Here is a 1,623-nt window from a genome sequence, read left to right as displayed (position 1 = left end):
TGTGGCAGGTCATGCCGGTCTTTGCCGATCTGGCAGAGCTGAACCAATGGCTTGAAGACCGCTGTATCGCCCTTTGGACAGAGACACCGCACAAGGCTTTGCCGGGGTCCATCGCTGACGTGTGGGAGGCCGAGAAGCCCACGCTGATGGCACTGCCACCGGCATTCGATGGCTTTATCGAACATAGTAAGCGTGTGTCACCCACATGCCTGATCACGTTCGAACGCAATCGCTACAGCGTTCCCGCCAGCTTTGCGAACCGCCGTGTCAGTTTGCATGTCTATCCCGAACGGCTGGTCGTGGTCGCTGAAGGGCAAACGGTTTGCAAGCATGCGCGGATCATCGAGCGGTCTCATCGAAAGCCCGGCAAGGTCATCTATGACTGGCGCCACTATCTCGCTGTTATCCAACGCAAACCGGGCGCACTTCGGAATGGTGCGCCGTTCACGGAGATGCCGGATGCCTTCCGTCAATTGCAGGATCACATGCTGCGTAAAGAAGGCGGTGACCGAGAGATGGTCGACATTCTGTCTCTGGTCCTTCAGCACAACGAAGAGGACGTTTTGTGCGCAGTGGAGTTGGCACTTGAAGCGGGCGTCCCCACCAAGACGCACATCCTGAACCTGTTGCACCGATTGATCGACCGCAGACCGACAGATCACCCCGAGGTCGATCCGCCGGACGCACTGGCATTGCAGACAACGCCAGAGGCCAACGTCGATCGCTATGACGGGTTGCGACGGACTGAGGAGAAGCGCCATGCGTCATGACCCAGCAGGAGCCTCTATCGTGATCATGCTACGCAGTCTCAAGCTGTACGGCATGGCAAATGCGATTGAAGACTTGGTCGCCCAGGGTGCGCCAGCGTTCGAAGCTGCCACACCAATGCTGTCGCAGCTGCTCAAGGCCGAGATCGCCGAACGCGAGGTACGGTCCATCGCCTACCACACGAAGGTTGCCCGCTTCCCCGCATACAAGGATCTGACGGGCTTCGACTTTGCATCGAGTGAGATCAACGAAGCGACAGTGCGGCAGCTACACCGATGCGAGTTTATCGAAGCGGTCGAGAATGTCGTTTTGATCGGCGGTCCCGGAACGGGCAAGAGCCACACCGCCACAGCAATCGGCGTCCAGGCCATCGAACATTACCGGCGTAAGGTGCGCTTCTTCTCGACCGTGGAATTGGTCAACGCGCTGGAGCAGGAGAAGGCACTTGGTAAGGCAGGGAAACTGGCTGAGACGCTGACGAAGGTCGACTTGGTCATTTTGGACGAACTCGGCTACCTGCCGTTCAGCTCATCTGGCGGGGCGCTGCTCTTCCACCTGCTCAGCAAACTCTACGAGCGCACCAGCGTCATCATCACCACAAACCTCAGCTTCTCAGAATGGGCGCAGGTCTTCGGGGATGCAAAGATGACAACCGCGCTCCTCGATAGGCTGACCCACCGCTGCCACATCCTCGAAACCGGAAACGACAGCTACCGCTTCAAGGCCAGCGCTGAGGCTGCAAAGAAAACACGAAAGGAGGCCAAAACATTGACCGCGTCATAAACCACGACGCATAACTGAGGGTGGGTCAAATCTCGGTGAAAATACCGGGTCAGTTCTCAGTGACAATCAACA

1 protein-coding gene and 1 pseudogene are annotated in these 1,623 nt (G+C 57.7%); both read left to right on the top strand.

Annotated elements, in window-relative coordinates; genetic code table 11:
• Window positions 1–770, top strand: a pseudogene (locus ACGYK2_RS17280) (IS21 family transposase); the annotation flags it as partial.
• The gene (istB, locus tag ACGYK2_RS17275) at window positions 760–1,551 is read left to right on the top strand and encodes an IS21-like element helper ATPase IstB (RefSeq protein WP_093744151.1); all 792 of its coding nucleotides are present in this window, start codon (window positions 760–762) and stop codon (window positions 1,549–1,551) included. The pseudogene ACGYK2_RS17280 and the gene istB, both read left to right, overlap by 11 nt.
• Window positions 1,552–1,623 lie beyond the last annotated feature (72 nt).

This window comes from Sulfitobacter sp. 1A10359 (genome assembly GCF_043558145.1).
Classification (GTDB): Bacteria; Pseudomonadota; Alphaproteobacteria; order Rhodobacterales; family Rhodobacteraceae; genus Sulfitobacter; species Sulfitobacter faviae.
The sequence above is the reverse complement of the archived record's forward strand: the minus strand, read 5'-3'. Positions and strand labels throughout refer to the sequence as shown.

Coding starts and splice junctions, on each gene's coding strand:
- istB (WP_093744151.1), top strand. CDS start 760: ATGCGTCATGACCCAGCAGGAGCCTCTATCGTGATCATGCTACGCAGT.